At 45.5% G+C, this 18,257-nt stretch carries 19 protein-coding genes and 2 rRNA genes; 14 read left to right on the top strand and 7 right to left on the bottom strand.

Annotation, left to right across the window (positions count from 1 at the left end):
• The 3 genes from ABL924_RS03555 to rrf all read left to right on the top strand — a co-directional run.
• Positions 1-1,836: ribosomal RNA gene (locus ABL924_RS03555) — 23S ribosomal RNA — on the top strand; the annotation flags it as partial.
• Positions 1,837-1,971: 135 nt separating this feature from the next.
• Positions 1,972-2,142 carry a hypothetical protein gene (locus ABL924_RS03550; protein ID WP_349025693.1) on the top strand — a complete coding sequence of 57 codons (171 nt, stop codon included), beginning with the start codon at positions 1,972-1,974 and terminating at the stop codon, positions 2,140-2,142.
• Between the two features lie 36 nt (positions 2,143-2,178).
• Positions 2,179-2,294 (top strand): 5S ribosomal RNA (gene rrf, locus ABL924_RS03545).
• Positions 2,295-2,493: 199 nt separating this feature from the next.
• Here the strand turns inward: rrf and ABL924_RS03540 are convergent.
• Positions 2,494-3,285, bottom strand: coding sequence for a sulfite exporter TauE/SafE family protein (locus ABL924_RS03540; RefSeq protein WP_349025692.1), 792 nt, complete (start codon positions 3,283-3,285; stop codon positions 2,494-2,496).
• Between the two features lie 108 nt (positions 3,286-3,393).
• Between ABL924_RS03540 and ABL924_RS03535 the strand changes: the two genes are divergently transcribed.
• A complete protein-coding gene (locus ABL924_RS03535; RefSeq protein ID WP_349025691.1) occupies positions 3,394-4,635 on the top strand; it encodes a multifunctional CCA addition/repair protein in 1,242 nt (413 codons plus the stop codon).
• Between the two features lie 16 nt (positions 4,636-4,651).
• A complete protein-coding gene (locus ABL924_RS03530) occupies positions 4,652-5,134 on the top strand; it encodes a YajQ family cyclic di-GMP-binding protein (protein WP_349025690.1) in 483 nt (160 codons plus the stop codon).
• A 127-nt stretch (positions 5,135-5,261) separates the two neighbouring features.
• Here the strand turns inward: ABL924_RS03530 and ABL924_RS03525 are convergent, their stop codons facing one another.
• Together ABL924_RS03525 and ABL924_RS03520 are read right to left on the bottom strand one after the other, a co-directional pair.
• A complete protein-coding gene (locus ABL924_RS03525; protein ID WP_349025689.1) occupies positions 5,262-6,059 on the bottom strand; it encodes a hypothetical protein in 798 nt (265 codons plus the stop codon).
• Between the two features lie 66 nt (positions 6,060-6,125).
• Entirely contained in the window at positions 6,126-6,512 is a 387-nt protein-coding gene (locus ABL924_RS03520; RefSeq protein WP_349025688.1) for a hypothetical protein, read from the bottom strand.
• Between the two features lie 353 nt (positions 6,513-6,865).
• Between ABL924_RS03520 and ABL924_RS03515 the strand changes: the two genes are divergently transcribed.
• The 5 genes from ABL924_RS03515 (at position 6,866) to ABL924_RS03495 (ending at position 11,149) form a co-directional block, all read left to right on the top strand.
• On the top strand, positions 6,866-7,822 hold the full coding sequence (locus ABL924_RS03515) for a transporter substrate-binding domain-containing protein (RefSeq protein ID WP_349025687.1): 957 nt from the start codon (positions 6,866-6,868) through the stop codon (positions 7,820-7,822).
• 7 nt (positions 7,823-7,829) lie between these two features.
• Entirely contained in the window at positions 7,830-8,576 is a 747-nt protein-coding gene (locus ABL924_RS03510; protein WP_349025686.1) for an ABC transporter permease subunit, read from the top strand.
• Entirely contained in the window at positions 8,577-9,308 is a 732-nt protein-coding gene (locus ABL924_RS03505) for an ATP-binding cassette domain-containing protein (RefSeq protein WP_349025685.1), read from the top strand. It abuts the gene before it with no gap.
• 111 nt (positions 9,309-9,419) lie between these two features.
• On the top strand, positions 9,420-10,433 hold the full coding sequence (locus ABL924_RS03500) for a tryptophan--tRNA ligase (protein ID WP_349025684.1): 1,014 nt from the start codon (positions 9,420-9,422) through the stop codon (positions 10,431-10,433).
• Entirely contained in the window at positions 10,430-11,149 is a 720-nt protein-coding gene (locus tag ABL924_RS03495) for a hypothetical protein (protein WP_349025683.1), read from the top strand. The genes ABL924_RS03500 and ABL924_RS03495 overlap by 4 nt, the downstream gene beginning before the upstream one ends.
• A gap of 3 nt (positions 11,150-11,152) precedes the next feature.
• Here the strand turns inward: ABL924_RS03495 and ABL924_RS03490 are convergent, their stop codons facing one another.
• Genes ABL924_RS03490 through ABL924_RS03480 form a run of 3 tightly spaced genes read right to left on the bottom strand, consistent with a single transcriptional unit; the run spans position 11,153 to position 13,682 of the window.
• Positions 11,153-11,728 carry a YigZ family protein gene (locus ABL924_RS03490; protein WP_349025682.1) on the bottom strand — a complete coding sequence of 192 codons (576 nt, stop codon included), beginning with the start codon at positions 11,726-11,728 and terminating at the stop codon, positions 11,153-11,155.
• A gap of 37 nt (positions 11,729-11,765) precedes the next feature.
• A complete protein-coding gene (locus ABL924_RS03485; protein ID WP_349025681.1) occupies positions 11,766-12,263 on the bottom strand; it encodes a hypothetical protein in 498 nt (165 codons plus the stop codon).
• A gap of 42 nt (positions 12,264-12,305) precedes the next feature.
• Positions 12,306-13,682 carry a hypothetical protein gene (locus ABL924_RS03480; RefSeq protein WP_349025680.1) on the bottom strand — a complete coding sequence of 459 codons (1,377 nt, stop codon included), beginning with the start codon at positions 13,680-13,682 and terminating at the stop codon, positions 12,306-12,308.
• 203 nt (positions 13,683-13,885) lie between these two features.
• Here ABL924_RS03480 and ABL924_RS03475 point away from each other — a divergent pair, with 203 nt between their 5' ends.
• A complete protein-coding gene (locus tag ABL924_RS03475; RefSeq protein WP_349025679.1) occupies positions 13,886-14,278 on the top strand; it encodes a hypothetical protein in 393 nt (130 codons plus the stop codon).
• A gap of 4 nt (positions 14,279-14,282) precedes the next feature.
• On the opposite strand, the gene nadB is transcribed toward ABL924_RS03475, so the two are convergent.
• Positions 14,283-15,884, bottom strand: coding sequence for an L-aspartate oxidase (gene nadB, locus ABL924_RS03470; protein ID WP_349025678.1), 1,602 nt, complete (start codon positions 15,882-15,884; stop codon positions 14,283-14,285).
• A 186-nt stretch (positions 15,885-16,070) separates the two neighbouring features.
• On the opposite strand from nadB, the gene rpoE reads away from it, so the two are divergent.
• The 3 genes from rpoE to ABL924_RS03455 are packed head-to-tail and all read left to right on the top strand — an operon-like array spanning position 16,071 to position 18,214.
• Positions 16,071-16,661 (top strand): RNA polymerase sigma factor RpoE, encoded by a 591-nt coding sequence (gene rpoE, locus ABL924_RS03465; protein ID WP_349025677.1) that lies wholly within the window; start codon positions 16,071-16,073, stop codon positions 16,659-16,661.
• Positions 16,662-16,673: 12 nt separating this feature from the next.
• Complete coding sequence (locus tag ABL924_RS03460; RefSeq protein ID WP_349025676.1) at positions 16,674-17,246, top strand: sigma-E factor negative regulatory protein; 573 nt, start codon at positions 16,674-16,676, stop codon at positions 17,244-17,246.
• Positions 17,243-18,214 (top strand): MucB/RseB C-terminal domain-containing protein, encoded by a 972-nt coding sequence (locus tag ABL924_RS03455; RefSeq protein ID WP_349025675.1) that lies wholly within the window; start codon positions 17,243-17,245, stop codon positions 18,212-18,214. The genes ABL924_RS03460 and ABL924_RS03455 overlap by 4 nt, the downstream gene beginning before the upstream one ends.
• Positions 18,215-18,257 lie beyond the last annotated feature (43 nt).

Raw genomic sequence — 18,257 nt, 5'->3', positions numbered from 1 at the left:
AGCAGCCATCCTTTAAAGAAAGCGTAATAGCTCACTGGTCGAGTCGGTCTGCGCGGAAGATTTACCGGGGCTAAGCATAGTACCGAAGCTACGGGTTCAACGTAAGTTGAGCGGTAGAGGAGCGTTCTGTAGGCCTGTGAAGGTGCATTGAGAAGTGCGCTGGAGGTATCAGAAGTGCGAATGCTGACATGAGTAACGATAATGCGGGTGAAAAACCCGCACGCCGAAAACCCAAGGTTTCCTGCGCAACGCTAATCGACGCAGGGTTAGTCGGTACCTAAGGCGAGGCCGAAAGGCGTAGTCGATGGCAAACAGGTTAATATTCCTGTACCGGTTGTTACTGCGATGGGGTGACGGAGAAGGCTACATCAGCTGTCGGTTGGAAGTGGCAGTTTAAGCGTGTAGGGAGGCCCCTTAGGCAAATCCGGGGGGTCAATCCTGAGGCGTGATGACGGATGGTATCTTCGGATACCATGAAGTGATGGATGCCATGCTTCCAAGAAAAACCTCTAAGCACCAGGTGACAAGTGGCCGTACCCCAAACCGACACAGGTGGGTGGGATGAGAATTCTAAGGCGCTTGAGAGAACTCGGCTGAAGGAACTAGGCAAAATGATACCGTAACTTCGGGAGAAGGTATGCCCCTGGTAGGTGAAGTCCCTTGCGGATGGAGCTGACGGGGGTTGCAAAAAATTGGTGGCTGCGACTGTTTAGCAAAAACATAGCACTCTGCGAACTCGAAAGAGGAAGTATAGGGTGTGACGCCTGCCCGGTGCTGGAAGGTTAATTGATGGGGTCATCTTCGGAGAAGCTCTTGATCGAAGCCCCAGTAAACGGCGGCCGTAACTATAACGGTCCTAAGGTAGCGAAATTCCTTGTCGGGTAAGTTCCGACCTGCACGAATGGCGTAACGATGGCCACACTGTCTCCAGCCGAGACTCAGTGAAATTGAAATTGCGGTGAAGATGCCGTATACCCGTGGCTAGACGGAAAGACCCCGTGCACCTTTACTATAGCTTGACACTGGACTTTGAACCGATTTGTGTAGGATAGGTGGGAGGCTTTGAAGCAGGCACGCCAGTGCTTGTGGAGCCAACCTTGAAATACCACCCTGGTTTGTTCGGAGTTCTAACCTAGGTCCATTATCTGGATTGGGGACAGTGTCTGGTGGGTAGTTTGACTGGGGCGGTCTCCTCCTAAAGAGTAACGGAGGAGCACGAAGGTACCCTCAGCCTGGTCGGAAATCAGGCGATGAGTGCAATGGCATAAGGGTGCTTGACTGCGAGACGGACAAGTCGAGCAGGTACGAAAGTAGGTCATAGTGATCCGGTGGTTCTGTATGGAAGGGCCATCGCTCAACGGATAAAAGGTACTCCGGGGATAACAGGCTGATACCGCCCAAGAGTTCATATCGACGGCGGTGTTTGGCACCTCGATGTCGGCTCATCACATCCTGGGGCTGAAGCAGGTCCCAAGGGTATGGCTGTTCGCCATTTAAAGTGGTACGCGAGCTGGGTTCAGAACGTCGTGAGACAGTTCGGTCCCTATCTGCCATGGGCGTTTGAGATTTGAGGGAAGCTGCTCCTAGTACGAGAGGACCGGAGTGGACGCACCGCTGGTGTTCCAGTTGTCGTGCCAACGGCATTGCTGGGTAGCTACGTGCGGACAGGATAACCGCTGAAAGCATCTAAGCGGGAAGCCCCTCCCAAGATGAGTTCTCACTGGGGCTTGAAGCCCCCTGAAGGGCCGTCGGAGACCACGACGTTGATAGGCGCGGTGTGGAAGCGCAGTAATGCGTGCAGCTAACGTGTACTAATTGCCCGTGAGGCTTGACCCTATAACACCCAATGAGCTTGGGTATCAGAAGACTGGGCACAGAAGACGGAGGCCAGAGCAGTTGTTGAAAAACCGCTGACCTGATTGATCGAACTTGTGCAACGCCAAAGCGAGAGAAAAGAACGTACAGATTTCCATGAAAGCAGGTCAAAAAAGGCACAGGGCAAAAGCAGCAACAGCGCCGTACAAAGACCTGCGAAACAAGACAGCCTGCTGGAAGAGCAGGCTGAAAGATGAAAAGCCGAAGCAGGAAGGCCGAAGCGAAAGAAAGCAGGACAAAGGCAAAAGAGGGCGACAATTTTATTGAGCCTTGAGCCTTGAGCCTGCTTTTGACACCGAATTGCTTGGTGACCATAGCGAGCGTGAACCACCCGATCCCATCCCGAACTCGGAAGTGAAACCGTTTAGCGCCGATGATAGTGTGGCAGTTTGCCATGTGAAAGTAGGGAATTGCCAAGCGCCATACCCAAACCCAAGGCCCAAACGCCTTGGGTTTTTTTATGCCCGAAGGAAAACCGCAGAACAGGGCCGCGGACGGTGGACAGGCCAAAACCAAGTGGACATCAACTAAGGGTTAGTGATGCAAAAGATTGCTGGGCGGTAAGGTTGCTAGTATGAGGTCCAACTCAATAAAACGTGATAGCGATTAAACCTAAACTCAATACCACATCAACTTGACTGCCAAAATAAAAATCAACAACGAAAAATAGCGTTTTATTTGTTGTGCAGGTAGTTTGTGCGCAAGCTTCGCGCCAAATGGTGCGGTAAAAATACTCCCTAATGCAACCCCGAAGAAAGACGGCAAATACACATAACCGAAGCTCCCCGTTGGTAAGTTGGGGGCGTTCATGCCCAAAACCATGTAGCTTATTGTGCCAGCGACGGCTATCGGTAGACCACAGGCACTGGCAATAGCGACCGCATTCCGCATCGGGTATCGGCAATGCACTAAATAGGGTACGGTTAACGTTCCCCCGCCAATACCTAGTAACGATGATAGCAGCCCTATTGCCCCCGCCACCCTAAAATCAATCTGCTTGGAATAATCGGCGGAACCTGTTTTAGGTTGTATTTCTAAGGTCATTTGTATGCCTACATACAGCAAAAAGATGATAAAAATAACCTTTAAGAATCCAGCGTTTATATATCCGGCAATGGCAGCACCGACGACTGCTCCCAAGATAATCCCAGGGACTAACTTAACTACCTTATCCCAGAGCACAGAACCTAATTGGTGATGAGCCAGTACGGAAGAGATGGCGGTAAGGATGATGGTAGCCAATGAGGTTGCGATTGCCATAATCATGACCAGTTCGGCAGGCAGTCCATGTGCCGTAAATAGAAACACCAGCACAGGAACGATGACCATCCCCCCTCCTATGCCGAAAAGCCCAGCCAATAAGCCCGACACCATTCCTAACAATAAACTGGCAAAGATAATGCCTATCAAACTACTCTCCTTAATCTACTAAGCTGCAAATTCACAACAGGTTGTCATTATGCGTTTTTGGGGTGGTTTATGCTATCCTAAACGTCCTCAAAATTACTTATTAATTCAATGGAAAAATACCTCGTTGGCGGAGCTGTGCGTGACCAACTCCTCGGTTATCCGGTAAAAGAGCGCGATTGGGTCGTGGTTGGGCAGACGCCGGAATCCATGATTAAGCAAGGCTTTCGTGCGGTAGGCAAGGATTTTCCGGTCTTCCTGCATCCAGATACCCATGAGGAATATGCACTGGCGAGAACGGAGCGTAAAACCGCGCCGGGTTACAAGGGCTTTATTGTCCATGCGGATGTTGATGTTACCTTGGAGCAGGACTTACAGCGGCGGGATTTAACAATTAATGCCCTTGCTATGACATCAGAGGGTGATATTATCGACCCTTACGGTGGTCGTGAAGACCTGGATAAGCGGCTTTTTCGGCACGTCTCGCCCGCTTTTGCGGAAGATCCCGTTCGTATACTCCGTGTGGCTCGGTTCGCAGCCCGTTATCATCATTTAGGATTTAAGCTGGCTCAGGACACGCAAGTATTGATGCAAGCGATGGTCATTGCCGGAGAAGTCGATCACCTTGTGCCAGAGCGGGTTTGGGCAGAGTTGTTCAAAGCGCTAAATGAAACGTCACCTTCCGCGTTTTTTTATACCTTGATGGATTGTGGAGCATTGGAAATTATATTTCCCGAAATTTACAAGCTATTTGGAATACCGCAACCAGCAAAATACCATCCAGAAATAGATGCTGGCGTACATGCCTTGATGTGCTTGGAACAAGCCGCGTTGTTATCCACCAAGCCAGAAGTCAGGTTTGCCGCTTTAGTGCATGATCTGGGTAAGGCATTGTCACCCAAGGACAACTTGCCCCATCATTACGGACATGAAAACAAAGGCCTGCCTGTGCTAATAGCCTTGTGTGACCGCTTACGCATACCTAACGCATTCAAATCATTGGCGCAGCACGTTATGGAATATCATACCCATTGCCATAAAGTGACGGAATTGAAAACTTCAACATTGGTTGACCTGTTAAACACATTAGGCGTATTTAAACAGCACAATCAGTTTCCTGAATTTTTGTTGGCTTGTGAAGCAGATGCCAAAGGTCGCACGGGATTAGAGAATAAACCCTATCCGCAAGCCGCTTATATGCTTAAAGCCGCGAAAGCTGCTGCTTCAGTCGAGACTGCCACAGTGATGAATAATGATCTACAAGGCTCACAAATCGGTGAAGCAATTCGACGATTGCGAATCCAAGCAATTGCTGATATGAAAGCAGCAGAAAGACAAATTAACGTTAACTAACCCCACAATCTTAGCCATGCCATCATTTGATATTATTTCTGAGTTCGATCCCCACGAAGTTAAAAACGCAATCGACCAAGCCAGCAAGGAAGTCGGCACCCGCTTTGATTTTAAAGGTACCGATTCCAGCTTTGAGTTGACAGAAGGCAAAGTCATCATGATCTCCGAGTCCACTTTTCAGCTCCAGCAAATGTTCAGTATAGCGTGTGCGAAACTGAGCCGCCGAGGTGTGGATATAGCCTGTATGGAAGTGGGTGATGCCAAAGGTAGCGGTAAGCTCATGCGCCAGGAAATCACATTGAAGCAAGGTTTGGATAGTGCGTTTGCCAAAAAAATCGTTAAATTGATAAAAGACAAAAAGCTGAAAGTACAGGCTGCCATCCAAGGCGATCAAGTCAGGGTTACCGGAAAAAAACGCGATGATTTGCAAGAAGTCATCCAGATGCTAAGGGAAGAAAAGCTGGAAATGCCCTTGCAGTTTGAAAATTTTAGGGATTAGGCTGTTAAATTTCTCAGCCTCTCAAGTTATTGCTTCTGCTTTTTAAAATTTTAAGTTAAGCTGATCGAATGTATTGACGAGCATGGCTTTAATTCAGAAATAATTGTTGCTTACTTACCAGCACCAACTACTCTTTTGCCCAAAAATAGGCTTGATCGCGATATGTAGAGATAAATTTGATATGAGAATCTTTGGTTCTATCAAATTGGGCGTATTCGCCATTTTTATTAACTATGGCTTCTGGGAAATTAGCTTGAATAAAAGCGATTGTTTCAGGATTACTGCACGTAGAATGAATAATGAAGTTTCTTACTTTCTTTAAGTCATCGTAGGCGCTCGGTTTTGGTGCATGGTCTTTTTCCAATTCTTCCAATATTAACCAATAGTTACGTAATTGATGCTCCTCGCGATAGGGTCCGGAAAAATCTTGTGCCGAAGAAAAAATATTAATAAGTCTTTGAAACTTTAATGAAATCTGGGGTAAGGTTGAGGGGAATGCTACGGGACTGTTAGCCCATAACATCCTAGCTTCCGTTCTGAAAGTACCCCCACGTAGAAAACCCCATTGTTCCCCACGCTCATGTTTTTGTATGCTGTCCACTATTTCTGGAAAGCGCTTTGAAATCTGAAATTCCTGTGCATCTTGTGCAAAGTATTTAATCGTGATGTCACCCCTCCTTCGCATTCTTTCGTTATCCATGAGTTGCATAGCTAGTAAAAATTGTTCAATTTTGCGTTCAAGATAGTCTACTATGGCAAATATCTGCTCAGGTAGAACGCCGTCTTGCCAAACGGTTAATTGCCACGTTGTCGGCTCGTTTTCGTTTAATGAAAACCTAACGCATTCTTCTTCCCAACTGATACTGGGTTGGTCATAGATGGTTTGAATTTTTTCAAAGCACTGTTCTATTAGAAGTTTTTGCATAATAAACTCTTAGTGTCACGGTAGGTTGAGGTGAGGTGCGAACCCCAGCGATCAAGACTCCATAGATCAGTACGCCGCATTATATTTTTTTTTAAGCTCCTTAAAGTTGGCTAACGCTTCTTTCATGGCTGCGCCACCACCTATTAAATCGCTATCGTTAAAGCTGCTACGGGCTTGTCCCAGTTTTTGAGTGGCTTTCGATTTAATCATCGAAAGTGTGGCATTGGAACTTGAAATCGATTTTTGCACTTGTTTTGCTTCCATCAACCTCTCGGCAACCACTTTTTGGTCTTCGCCTTTATCAAAGGCGGCAATGGCCTTTTCCAGATGTTCAATCGTTTGGTCTATCGATTTTTTTACGTCGGAAGTTCCTTGCATCCCGATAGCAATAGCGTTGGAAAAAATAAAACTTAATACCGCTGTCGTAAGCAGAATTTTGATTGCTTTCATCATGTTAAAGTCTCTGTCGTAAGTTTATTGCGTAAATTAATTTAGTAAGCTTTATGGTTGTTTACGCCGTTTATCTAGCGCCGGATTCGAGGCAAATCTATATAAAGCTACCTGTTTTTTATTCTAAAATCATTCTGTCATTTAGTCCATGCTATGTATAAAAACAGCACGTAGATTGGAGGGCCACCGCAATCGCTATATGCGTTGCCCTATTTTCCTGCATCCATGCAGTCGCAATCCACCCAATGAAGCTGCTTTCATCGACGTATGATTATAAGGCTATCGAAACATTTTCGCTTAAGTGCGAGTGTACGGATAGAATAAGGCTTTGAATTAATCGATACTTTAGTCATCTCATGAAAGCTTATGTTTTATTGCTTGGATTTTGTTTTTTAGCGTTTAATAGTTTTGCCTCGGATAAAACGACTATTCGCATTGGCGTTCAGGCGACGGGTACTTTGGCTTGGGAATTGTCTGTTTTACAGGATCAGGCTAAAGACCTTGATTTTCAAGTGGAAATGCATCCAGTTACCACAACAGAGGCGGGGAAAATTGCTTTGCAGTCTGGCGCGGTTGACATCATCGTTTCCGATTGGATTTGGGTGTCAAGGCTGCGGTCTGATGGTGCTGATTTCACGTTTTATCCTTATTCAACGACTTCGGGTGCTTTGATGGTGCCGGAAAACAGCGCCATTCACGCGATTAAAGACCTCAAAGGCAAACGTTTAGGGATTGCAGGGGGAGAGCTGGATAAAAATTGGCTGTTGTTACAAGCATTGGTACAACAAGAGCAACTGGATTTGAATGCTTCGGTGGAAAAGGTGTTTGGTGCGCCACCACTGATTAACGAGCAACTTAAACAAAGTCGTGTCGATGCGGCGCTTAATTATTGGCATTTTAGTGCCAAGCTTGAAGCGCAGGGCTACCGACAACTTATTGACGGTAAAGAAATATTGAAAGGCTTAGGTATTCAAGAACATGTCCCAGCATTAGGTTATGTGTTTAAACAAAGTTGGGCGGACGGTCATAAAGTTGCGCTGTACGCATTTATTGAAGCCAGCAAAAAAGCGAAACAATTATTATGCTCGTCAGAAGCTGATTGGAAAAAAATTATCCCTTTAACCCAAACCGATGATGCCGCCACGCAAACCAAACTGCGCCAGCGTTATTGTGAAGGTAATGTAACGGAATGGGGAGTCCCAGAAAAACAAGCGGCTGAACGGATATACATGCTGCTACGGAAAGTCAGTAATAACCAGTTAACCGGAAAATCCGAAGACCTGCAACCGGGAACATTTTGGTCACAAGATTGAAACCGTGTTGATAAGCTTGAAAAACATCCTGCCAGGATTGTCATTACTGGCTTTGTTGCTGCTCTGGCAAGTACTGGCTACTTGCCTCAACAGCAATAACTTACCTACTCCAATAGTTGTCGGCAACGTTTTATGGCAAGGCTGCTTAAGTTGGCAAATTCCCTATCATCTGGGAGTTACGTTGCTTAGGCTGGTTGTCAGTTTCAGTATTGCGATGCTGCTGGGTTGTGCCATCGGCATAGTGCTGGGGCGTAATAAACAGTTAGATAGCTTCTTCGATAACTGGCTGGTTATTTTTCTAAACATTCCGGCGCTGGTTACCATTATTTTGTGTTATGTCTGGTTTGGGTTGACCGAAGTAGCGGCGATTTTGGCGGTGGTTATCAACAAATTACCTAATGTGATTGTCACCATCAGGGAAGGCGCTCGCGCTTTGGATCAGGATTTACTGGAAATGGCGCGGTGTTATCGTTTTGGCAGACGTAAAACATTGCTGCACGTCGTCTGGCCGCAATTGTACCCGTACATGATGGCTGCAACCCGGACGGGATTGGCGTTGGTCTGGAAAATCATCCTGGTCGTCGAGTTGCTGGGACGAAGTAATGGCGTAGGCTTCCAATTGTATTCATTTTTTCAGCTCTTTGACGTTGCCAGTCTTCTGGCTTATACCATTGCCTTTGTTGCCATTATTCAATTACTGGAGCTGATGGTTTTAAAACCCTTAGACATCAAGGCGCAACGCTGGCGGCGTTAATTGATTATGATAGCAATCAACATTAAAAGCAAAACCTATCCTGCTAAAGGTCGTGCCGGACAGCATTTAGCGATAGCTAATTTTAAATTGGCTGTCAATGCTAATGAATTTGTCTGTTTGGTTGGGCCGTCTGGCTGTGGTAAAACCACCTTATTGAATATTGTCGCTGGTCTTGACCGTGATTATGACGGGGAAATCAACGTTGGCGAGGTGCAAACGCAGCCAAAAATCGGCTATGTTTTTCAAAATCCACGGCTTTTGCCTTGGCGCACTGTTAAGGAAAATATTGAACTGGCAATCGAGGATAATGCTTCTTCAGAAAATATTGATGCCTTGCTGGAAGTGATGCAGCTTGCCCAATTTCAGCACGTTTACCCTGAAAGCCTTTCTCTGGGTATGAGTCGACGGGTGGCGATTATCCGCGCTTTTGCGAATAATCCCGATGTGCTATTAATGGATGAGCCGTTTGTGTCCCTGGATGCACCGACTGCAAGGCAGGTCAGAGGTTTGTTGATAAACTTATGGCAGCAACGTCCGCATACTGTGCTGTTTGTTACTCATGACTTGCGCGAGGCGATTACGTTGGCTGATCGGATTGTGTTTCTGTCTTCCGCACCGATGCAAGTCATTAGAGAAATCAAGGTGTCGATTGCTAGGAGTGACCGCGATAATGAACAGGTCATCGAAGCATTCAGGCAGCAGCTTTTGCATGACCAACCAGAATTGAAATAGTGGGGCATAGACACGGGTGAATAAGCTGTTAAACTTGAACTCAGTCATTGTTTAAACAGATTTTCATCTGGCTGATAGAATAATAAGAACAATTCATCAAAGAAATAAATCATGAGCAAAGCAATCGTTTTAACAGGCATTACCACCACTGGAACCCCACATTTGGGCAATTATGTCGGGGCAATAAGACCCGCCATCGCAGCCAGTAAAGACCAAAACTCACAACCTTTTTACTTTTTGGCAGATTACCATGCCTTAATTAAATGCCAAGAGCCGGAGCGGGTGCGGCGATCCAGCTTAGAAATTGCGGCAACGTGGTTGGCGTTGGGCTTAGATATGAACAATGCCGTTTTTTATCGCCAATCAGACGTGCCAGAAATTCTGGAATTGACCTGGATGTTGACTTGCGTGACGGCTAAGGGCTTGATGAACAGGTCTCATGCTTACAAAGCCGCCGTTGCCGACAACGAACAAGGTGGCGAGCAAGATCCCGACAAAGGTATTACGATGGGCTTGTTCAGTTACCCTATCTTGATGGCGGCTGACATTCTGATGTTTAACGCCAATAAAGTCCCCGTCGGCAGGGATCAAGTTCAACATATTGAAATGGCTAGGGATATAGCGGGGCGATTCAACCATATCTATGGCGAACATTTCACGCTACCCGAAGCCGTACTAGACGAGAAGGGTGCGACCTTGTCAGGTCTTGATGGGCGAAAAATGAGCAAAAGTTACAACAACACAATCCCCTTATTTGAGCCTGAAAAGAAGCTGAGGAAATTGATTAACAAGATCAAAACGAATTCATTGGAACCAGGCGAACCCAAACAAACTGACAGTTGCACCTTGTTCAGCATTTATCAGTCCTTTGCTACGACGGATGAAGTTGAGCAAATCCGTATACGCTATGCAGAAGGTATAGGCTGGGGTGAAATGAAGCAGGTTTTGTTTGAACATGTTAATGAGCAGATTGCGCCGGCACGGGAGCGTTACAATGCCTTGATGGAAAGACCCGATCATATTGAAGAACAATTGCTGGAAGGCGCGAGAAAAGCGCGGGCAATCAGCAGTCCTTTTATCCAGGAGTTACGTAAAGCCGTCGGAATTAGCAGGATTACATTGTGAGCATATACAACAAAACTAAATTTAGCGATTGGTTACGGAAATCCTTATTGTTTATTCGGCGTGATGCCTGGATTTGGGTGGCTTATACCCTGTTTGTCGCGCTTATCTTATGCGTCGGTAGGGTTTCTTACGCGCTGGGGATTTTTTCTGCTGTCGTTACCTTGTTCGTGGGTGTCGGTATAGCAAAATATATCGATATGAAACATTCGGATACCGGTTCAGTCGGGTTTGTATGGGCCATTAAGAAAAGTTTGCCCTTAGCTATTATCATGGGGCTTATGATTGTCCTGTGCTGGTTTATATTCTCTGCGCTAGCCAATATTCTCAATGGTCAAGCTGAGATGATCAGCTATTTTTTCTTCGATTGGCAATACAAATCCCAAAACCTAAGAGGCAGAGACAGTCGTGAACTAGCTATCTGGCTGTATGGCTACGCCAATATCTCCTTGATTTTTACCTTATTGATGCTTGCCACCTTTGCCAGTTGGTACAGCTATCCTTTGATGTTATTTAAGGATTATAGTTGGAGTCAAGCGAAAGAGGTAGGTAGGCAAGAGTCTGCAAAGCAAAAGCAAGCGTACTATAAAATGTTGGCATTTTTGGTGGTTGAAGCCATTTTGTGTGCCGAAATTACACCGTGGTTGACCCCCGTTTTATATGTGCTGACCTCGACATTTATGTATGTGACTTACAAGAATTTTTTTGAAAGGACATGAGGCTTATAGCGCAAGCAATCCGCTAAAGACCTCTGACAATGCCATGAGATTATCTTTTGGCAACTGAATGGTGAGGTGAATTTGCTCGGCAAAATTTTGATTGATAATGTCACCATCCAGTTTTTTGAGTTGATGTTCAAACGTAGGTAGTTGTTTGTAATCCAGCGTCAACCGACGTTTCACCCGTTCAATATAAGGGTTTAACTCTGCGCTTTCGATGACCCGTTTGGCGGTATTGCTGTAGGCGCGGGTCAATCCTCCTGCCCCCAGCTTGATGCCGCCAAAGTATCGGATCACGACTAGCAAGACATTTATCAAATCCTTGCCTTCCAAATGCTGGAAAATCGGTCTTCCGGCTGTCCCGCTAGGTTCGCCCGCATCGTTATATCGACTGATAAAGCCGTTAGCGGTTTTGATGCGGTAAGCAAAAACAATATGACTGGCATTAGGGTGATCGAGATGACACTGCTTGAGGCTATCGCTGGCCTCACTTTCACTCAGACAAGGGATAAGCAAGCCAATAAAGCGCGATTTTTTAATCGAGTCTTCTAGGGTGTACTGTAATTTGACGCATTGCATAGAAAAATTCTAGCATGGTGGGGGTTTGATGGGTTGCTTAGAGAAGCTGCCCAAGGGCAAAAGCGCCCAAAAACGTGGCTATAAAATATAATAAGGCTAACACCATGCTGGCTGGGATATTGATAAGCAAGGTGCATTTGAAGATGTAAGAAATTATCGCGTAATACCAAGCCAACAATAGGAAAAATAAGTAATAACTGTAAATATCTTCCGAAACTGTCAACCACACCATAACGGGTATGACAAAGACTGAGATTAAATTTGCACTAAACATGACCCCAGTCGTGACTTGCACATAAATGTAAAGTGTTTTGTTCAGGGACAGTATGATGCCAATAAAAATCAGCATGAACAAGGTTTGTAAGCTGATTTCTACAAATGACTCCAGAGGGTCATCAATCATGTTGGCTTGCAACAAATAGCCGATAACAAAATAAATCAGCAGATTTTTTTTGAACAAACCGACTGATCTCGGTAGTTCCAAGGGATCATTATTCAACCAGCATAGTGCTAAGTATTCTCTTATGTCATCCATAATCGCTTAGAACGAGGCAGTAATAAGGCCGTATCGAGTTAATTAATCGGGAGAATTTGATTTTCTGTCATTGTAAGTGCTGAAACTATCATTCAGTGCCTGGACCAAGTCTTTGGCTTTATCGGAGAGCTGGGTTAATCTCGCCTTGTTTTTTTTGTTCCAACCGGCAGGTTCCGAAAAGTTAAGCAACATCCGTGAAAAGGTCAGGTTCGATTCGAACATTTCACCCAGATTTTCCAGCAAATGCAGTTCTTTCTGGCGAATGTTAAGTTTTTTAACGATGAATTTAGCTTGCAGCTTACTCATTATCAAGTGCGAGGGGAGCATGATAGTAATGATAACCAGGATGGCTATAGGTCCAATAATGGGGTCAATCAGCAGGTCAAGCACGCCAATTTGCAATTCCGCAAACACAATCAGCGCCGCTATGGAGCCAAGGATGATAAGGCTGGACATGTTAACCCGTTCTTTCCACAGGTCTATGCCCTCTTTAACCTCAGGAACGACGGTATTTTCAATTTCATGAATGCTTTTTTCCAAGGTGTATAGAATTCGGTATGAACGATCATGTTCTACATTGGCTAGACGCAGATCAATCTCGGTAAATTGCGGGGTATTTTGCGCGTTAACGCTGTGTTCCTGGTTAGGTAGCAAGATAAACTGCCCTGTATTAAGGCCTATATCAGCCAATCTGCGTTGCCAGGAGGAGATAATCTCGCTGCTTTTAGTAGGGTAAAAAGTCGCTTCTGGTGCATCAATAAGGTAAATGAATTTATTGGTGTCCTGGTGCGAGGTAATTTCTTTAACCAGTTCGTTCATTAAGGTCGTTGATGTTTCGAAAACGTCACAAAACACGAGGACTAGATCAGAATTTTCGAGGATATGGGTCGTTAACATCGAGGTGACTGGGGTAGCCGTTGTTGCGCTTATATTCGGCGCATCAATAAACAACTTGCCTTTTAAGCGGTTGCTATTAATGGTTTTTAATTCCAGATACGAGTTGATGCGGCGGCCTTCACCTTCCTGTAGTTGTTCGATTTTTTCGCTGATCTGATAAAACGGATAACGATGGTCGACATCCAGTGCTGTCCCCGGTAAAGTCGCTGGGGTAGCTTGATTGCTATTTAGGAGTACGGTAAATTTGTGGCTGGATGCCTGAATGCCAGAAAGTAATTGATCCGTACTTAAATAGCTGTTGAGAAATCGTGATTTAGCCGTGGAATTGCCGCCAATCAGGCTAATAACAGGCCACCAAGAGTATTTGCTGGCGGTAGTTTCTTCGCTCTCAATCAACCCCAAGTCATATTCAACTTGATCGAGTTCGTGGAACACTTTAGCAGCGTTCAGCAATACCGGATTGTCATTAGCAAAGTGCTTCTCCAAGTTGAGCAGGTATTTGCTAACAGTTTTATCAGCCATGTGTTGACCCCATTTTGTTGAGTTTTATAGGTATGAAGCAGGCTGAAAGTATACACCCAGAATGCTTTAATGATAAAAACAAGGAAAAGATTTATTGAATTTTTGGGGTTTTCCCCGCCCATATCGTGATCTTGTACTAGGCTATTGGCAAGATGGCTATTGCGCTTCATAATACGCGCCAAATAATAAAAGGTACTAAGAATTTGCTTATTGACAGACGCTGGATAGGGGTTGCTACTTTTGTTATTGCAGCGTTGTTACAGGGATGTATGCCTTTCTCACTAGGGAAGTATGGCCCCGATGGGCAATCCCGTGAAGAGTTTGAAAAACGTGTTGAGGCCGCGTTTCGCTTGCAAAATAAAATGACCAGTGAAGTCATGGTGTTGCAGGAAGGCGATGTGGATGCTAAAGACCAGGAAGCTATTCTTCAGGCAGAGCAACTTATGGAAAAAAATTGCAACGACCTTAATGAATATGTGTCCCGCGATATAGATGGCTTAAGCAAAGGGTTGTTGCTACAACGGCGCGTCGAAAAATCTGTACGCGATTGCGAGACGGCTGCCCATGGGGTCGAGGTGTTGCTAAAAGCGAGGTAACCGATTACTCAGGAGTCAGGATCGAATTCTGCGCTGGCTTGCTGTTATCTGTATTTGGGTAATCCAGAGTGTAGTGCAAGCCCCGGCTTTCCTTGCGTAATTGGCCGCAACGGATAATCAATTCGGCCACAATGACGAGATTTCGTAATTCCAGTAAGTCACTGGTCACCCTAAAATTGCCATAGTATTCTGCGATTTCCCGCTTTAGCAGATCCACGCGGTGCATGGCACGATCCAGGCGTTTGTCTGTCCTGACGATGCCCACGTAATCCCACATAAAACGGCGCAGTTCGTCCCAATTGTGCGAAACGACGACTTCCTCGTCGGAATTGCTGACTTTTGATTCATCCCAGTCGCGGATGGCTGGTGGTGCAGGAATGGCCGCAAGATTTTTCAAAATATCTTCGCTCGCCCTGTCGGCAAAAACCAGGCATTCCAACAGTGAATTGCTCGCCATTCGGTTAGCGCCGTGCAAGCCGGTGCTGGCGACCTCGCCGATGGCGTACAGGTTGGTTATGTCAGTACGTGCATAACTATCCGTCATTACCCCGCCGCAAGTGTAGTGTGCCGCTGGTACGACAGGGATCGGCTGTTTAGTAATGTCTATATCAAACTTAAGGCATTGTTCGTAAATGTTGGGGAAATGCTCGCGAATGAAGTCCGCAGGTTTATGGCTGATGTCGAGATAAACGCAGTCGATACCGCGTTTTTTGATTTCGTGGTCAATGGCGCGGGCGACTATATCGCGTGGCGCAAGCTCGCCGCGCGGGTCGAAATTTTGCATGAATGGCGAGCCATCCGGCAATACCAGTTTGCCGCCTTCGCCCCTTACGGCTTCGGTGATAAGGAAAGAACCCGCACTGGGGTGATATAAACAGGTGGGATGGAATTGCATGAATTCCATATTACTGACCCGACAACCAGCGCGCCAAGCCAGTGCAATACCATCGCCAGTGGCGCTTTGTGGGTTGGTGCTGTACAGATAAACCTTGCTGGCACCCCCTGTGGCTAAGACTACGACACGGGCAGACAGGGTTTTGACCTGTTGCTTTGACGAGTCTAAAACATAAGCGCCAATCGCTCTTTTGGCGGATTTTCCGTTTTCTGTTGTGGTAATTAATTCGACAACATTGTGGTTTTCAAATAAATCAATATTGGAGTGTTCTTTGGCACGATCAATCAATGAAAGTGAAACTGCCTTGCCAGTTGCGTCGGCGGCGTGGACAACGCGACGGTGCGAATGACCTCCTTCCCGCGTTAAGTGCAATTTGGTTCCGCCAGTTGTTACTATTTCTTCAGTAAATACAACACCTTGATCGCGCAGCCAATTGATGGAATTTTTTCCATAAGTGACCGCAAGTTTTACGATTTCAGGATCACAAAGCCCCGCTCCGGCATTCAGAGTGTCTTCAATATGGGATTCAATAGAATCTTCCGCATCAAACACCGCCGATATGCCGCCTTGGGCATAGTAGGTACTACCTGCGGTTAGGGCGAATTTGGACAACACTGCTACCGTTAGCGAATGATCCGCTAATTTAAGAGCCAAGCTTAAACCGGCTCCACCGCTACCAATAATCAGAACATCATGCGTGTCACAAGTCATACTAAATTTGCAGGTGGAAAGATTTCGGATTATTTAAAAATAAACAAGCCGTTAGCACTGATAGCCAAAGTTGTGGCTTACCAAGCTTAGTTTGTGGATAATAGCGGTTTTTTGCGTGATAGCAATTTTTTTCTAGTAGAGAACTTTTACCACCTAATCCTGTCTACCTACACAGTTGAAACTTCAGTGAACGACCGCACCCGAAATATCGAGCTTTTAGACGAAGAACTGGTGTCGCGGGTTCAACAGGGCGATAAGTCCGCGTACGATATCTTAGTGATCCGATATCAGCATAAGATTATCCAATTGGTCAATCGTTATGTTAAGGATCACAGCGAGGCGCAGGATGTCGCTCAAGAGGCTTTTATCAAGGCTTACAGGGCGTTAGGGAGCTTTCGTGGTGATTCTGCTTTCTACACTTGGTTGTATCGTATTGCTATTAATACGGCAAAAAACTATTTGGTGTCACGATCAAGAAGAAATTCCGATTACCACATTGATGTGCAAGACGCAGAAGCTGTTGAAAATGCACCGCAGTTGCAAGGCATGGAAACCCCTGAACGTGAGTTGCTGAGTGAAGAAATAGTCAAGACCATCCAATTGGCCATTGAAAATTTACCGGAAGAAATGCGGGTGGCGATTATGTTGCGCGAGTTTGAAGGCATGAGTTATGAAGAGATTGCAGAGGCGATGGATTGCCCAGTAGGTACGGTTCGTTCGCGCATATTCAGGGCGCGCGAGGCGATTGATAGTAAGTTAAACCCTTTACTCGATTAATGGTGAAGTTCGATGGTTGAAGAAACAAATCAAAATATTTCCAGGCTGGTTGATGGCGATATGGGTTGCGATGAAACGCTGGATTTGCTGAAAAAAATACAGTCAGATGTAACTCTTAAAAATAAGATGAGTCGGTATCAAGCGATTAGTCAGGCATTAAAAACCGATGAGTTTTACCAAGTCCGATCCGACTTTTCTCATAAAGTGTTTCAGGAAATCCAACAAGAACCGGCTCATTTCCTCCCGCAATTAAAACCTAAACAGTCTCAGCAAGTTCAAGATAAGCAAACAAAACGCAAATTATATGCTGTAGCGGCTTCAACCCTAGCTGCTGCGGTGCTGGTGGGGCAAAGCCTCCGTGATAATCCATCTGCCAATAACTACCAGACCGTAACCGCAATGGCTAGTTCTCAGCAACAGTTACCTGCCGCCTTTACCCCACCGGAAAAACCAGAACAACGCAATCGCCAGCCCTTAAACGCCCAGTTTAATGATTACCTCCAAGCTCACAATAGCAGTGTGTATACCAATGGCGAAGCTCATTTTCAACCCTATGCCAAAGTGACTGCTTACGGTCAGGAATGATTTTGGTGCGAATTTTCTTTACCCTTTTATTTGCGTCGATAAGTGTAGTCTCTGTCGCCGAAACGCCATTGACAGCTAAACAAATGCTGCAAAAAATGGTCAAGGCGATGGAAGTATCCAACTATCAGGGGACGGTTGTTTTCTTAAAGAATGACAAGTTGGAAGCGATGAAATACTTCCATACTAGCGAAAAAAACAAAGAGCAAGAACGCTTAGTGTCACTCAATTCGCCGCAGCGTGAAATCATTAGAAATTCCGATGAAGTCACTTGCCTATATAAGTTGACGCAACAAGTGATTGCTGACCATCGACCTTATGAACATTCGTTCATCGTCGATGTTCCGAAGAACTTGGACGAACTGGATTCCAGTTATCAGTTTGAAGTTGTAGGTGAGGAAGATGTGGCAATGTTGCCGTCTTATGTTGTCGCTATCCAGCCCAAAGATGATTTCAGATATGTTAGAAAAATATGGATAGCTAAAGACCAGTTTTTGCCCATGAAAGCCGTTGTTTACGATCTTTCTGGTATCGTTTTGGAACAAGTGGTTTTTACTGAAATGCGAGTAAATAAGCAGCCGATACCAAGTAAAGATAAGGAGGTCGCTGGCGTTAGTGCGGTAGCGGCTCTTGTATCAGAACCATCAAATCAGGCCTCTTTTGAAGTGACTGCTTTGCCATTAGGCTTTAAGCAAATATTTTTTAGCCGTAAACCCTTGCATAAATCTGATCAGCCGGTAGATCACCTGTTGTTGAGTGACGGGTTTGCTTCTGTTTCTGTTTATTTGGAATCAAAAAAAGCCGACAAGACAACCGATTCTCGGCTTTCTGAGGGCTTACATTCCGTGGGTGCAATCAATTCCATAAGCCGTAATCTAGCTGAATCCCAGCTTACGGTGTTAGGTGAAGTTCCTGCTTCAACGGTTAAGTATATTTCCGAAGGTGTAAAACTTCGCAATTCCGCGCCTTAAACTCTCTCGAATATCTTGATTAATCGACAGAAAGAAAGCTTTT

This window comes from Methyloglobulus sp., assembly GCF_040079455.1.
In the GTDB taxonomy this organism is placed as follows: Bacteria; Pseudomonadota; Gammaproteobacteria; order Methylococcales; family Methylomonadaceae; genus Methyloglobulus.
The sequence above is the reverse complement of the archived record's forward strand: the minus strand, read 5'-3'. Positions and strand labels throughout refer to the sequence as shown.

Excerpts from the sequence above, each read along its gene's own strand:
- ABL924_RS03455 (WP_349025675.1), top strand. The coding sequence starts at position 17,243 with ATGATTTTGGTGCGAATTTTCTTTACCCTTTTATTTGCGTCGATAAGT.
- nadB (WP_349025678.1), bottom strand. The coding sequence starts at position 15,884 with ATGACTTGTGACACGCATGATGTTCTGATTATTGGTAGCGGTGGAGCC.
- ABL924_RS03485 (WP_349025681.1), bottom strand. The coding sequence starts at position 12,263 with ATGGATGACATAAGAGAATACTTAGCACTATGCTGGTTGAATAATGAT.
- ABL924_RS03490 (WP_349025682.1), bottom strand. The coding sequence starts at position 11,728 with ATGCAATGCGTCAAATTACAGTACACCCTAGAAGACTCGATTAAAAAA.
- ABL924_RS03500 (WP_349025684.1), top strand. The coding sequence starts at position 9,420 with ATGAGCAAAGCAATCGTTTTAACAGGCATTACCACCACTGGAACCCCA.
- ABL924_RS03480 (WP_349025680.1), bottom strand. The coding sequence starts at position 13,682 with ATGGCTGATAAAACTGTTAGCAAATACCTGCTCAACTTGGAGAAGCAC.
- ABL924_RS03550 (WP_349025693.1), top strand. The coding sequence starts at position 1,972 with ATGAAAGCAGGTCAAAAAAGGCACAGGGCAAAAGCAGCAACAGCGCCG.
- ABL924_RS03515 (WP_349025687.1), top strand. The coding sequence starts at position 6,866 with ATGAAAGCTTATGTTTTATTGCTTGGATTTTGTTTTTTAGCGTTTAAT.
- ABL924_RS03530 (WP_349025690.1), top strand. The coding sequence starts at position 4,652 with ATGCCATCATTTGATATTATTTCTGAGTTCGATCCCCACGAAGTTAAA.
- ABL924_RS03460 (WP_349025676.1), top strand. The coding sequence starts at position 16,674 with ATGGTTGAAGAAACAAATCAAAATATTTCCAGGCTGGTTGATGGCGAT.
- ABL924_RS03525 (WP_349025689.1), bottom strand. The coding sequence starts at position 6,059 with ATGCAAAAACTTCTAATAGAACAGTGCTTTGAAAAAATTCAAACCATC.
- ABL924_RS03520 (WP_349025688.1), bottom strand. The coding sequence starts at position 6,512 with ATGATGAAAGCAATCAAAATTCTGCTTACGACAGCGGTATTAAGTTTT.
- ABL924_RS03535 (WP_349025691.1), top strand. The coding sequence starts at position 3,394 with ATGGAAAAATACCTCGTTGGCGGAGCTGTGCGTGACCAACTCCTCGGT.